We start from the raw sequence: 1404 nt of genomic DNA on the forward strand, positions 1-1404 counted from the left end.
GGGCCTGTCTGATTTTTCGTGGGTGAGGCGGTGGTCGGTTTCTAGTTGAGGCTGATCCGGTCGCCGTAGAACATCACGAGGGTGTTCAGGGCCTGTTTCCAGCCGTGCGTTCGCCCGGTGACGTTACTGCGGTTGCGCTGCGGGGTGCGAATGACCAGGTAGAGCACCTTGAGCGCGGCTTGCTCGGACGGGAAATGCCCGCGCCGGCGGGTGGCCTGACGGAACCGGGCGTTGAGACTCTCCACGGCGTTCGTGGTGTAGATGATCTTGCGGATGTCCGGAGGGAACGCCAAAAACGGGGTGAATTGCTCCCACGACGAGCGCCACAACCGGATGATCGCCGGGTATTTCGCGCCCCAGGTCTGCTCGAACTCGTCGAACCGGGCCTGGGCGGCCTCGACGGTCGGGGCGGTGTAGACCGTGCGCAGTGCTTTCGTAATCGCACCCCAGTGGCCTCGGGCGGCATAACGCAGGCTGGCGCGGACCAGGTGCACCACGCATTCCTGCACCGTGGCCAAAGGCCAGACCTCGTTGATCGCCTCGGGAAGTCCCTTGAGTCCGTCGCAGCAGGCGATGAGCACATCGGCGACACCACGGTTTTTCAGTTCGGTGAGCACGCTCATCCACTGCTTGGCTCCTTCACCACCCGTGCCCACCCAGAGTCCGAGCACGTCGCGTTCGCCTTGGCAGTTGATGCCGACCACGACGTAGATCGGCCGGTTGGTGACCTGGCCTTCCCGGATCTTCACGTGGATCGCGTCGATGAGCATGACCGGGTACACGCGATCCAGCGGTCTGTTTTGCCAGATTTTGAGTTCGTCGACGACCTGGTCGGTGATTCGGCTGATCAGATCCTTGGACACCTCGGTCTGATAGATCTCAGCCAAGTGCGCCTGGATCTCACCGGTGGTCAAGCCCTTGGCATACAACGAGATCACAGCCTCGTCGAAACCGGCGATGCGGCGAGCGTGCTTGGGCACGATCTGCGGCTCGAACTCACCCCGCCGATCTCGCGGGACCTCGATCGGCACCGGCCCCACCTCGGTATGCACCGTTTTCGCCGAGCTGCCATTACGGTGATTACCAGCTCCGCGGCCGACGGGATCGCCCTTGTCATAGCCGAGGTGTTCGGTCATCTCAGCTTCCAGCGCGGTCTGCAACACAGTCCGGGTGACCCCGGCCAGCAGCCCGTCCGGACCCACCAGGGACACCCCCTGAGCTTGGGCCCGCTCGATCAATTCCCTGGCCAGCTGCACATCCAACCCACCCGAAGCGGGCCGGTCCTCGTCGTCATCCTGCGATGCTGTCGTGTCGCCGTCGGTCACGATGATCCCCTTCCAGCCGAAAGCGGACGCTTCCAGCCTGTCGGATCACCGCCCCACACACAAAGATCAGGACACTCCC

At 63.5% G+C, this 1404-nt stretch carries 1 protein-coding gene; it reads right to left on the reverse strand.

What is annotated here, in order from left to right; translation table 11 throughout:
• Positions 1 to 41: 41 nt before the first annotated feature.
• The gene (locus tag KBO27_RS33330) at positions 42 to 1262 is read right to left on the reverse strand and encodes an IS256 family transposase (RefSeq protein WP_210973818.1); all 1221 of its coding nucleotides are present in this window, start codon (positions 1260 to 1262) and stop codon (positions 42 to 44) included.
• Between the last annotated feature and the right edge of the window lie 142 nt (positions 1263 to 1404).

Source organism: Saccharopolyspora endophytica (assembly GCF_018070075.1).
Classification (GTDB): Bacteria; Actinomycetota; Actinomycetes; order Mycobacteriales; family Pseudonocardiaceae; genus Saccharopolyspora; species Saccharopolyspora endophytica.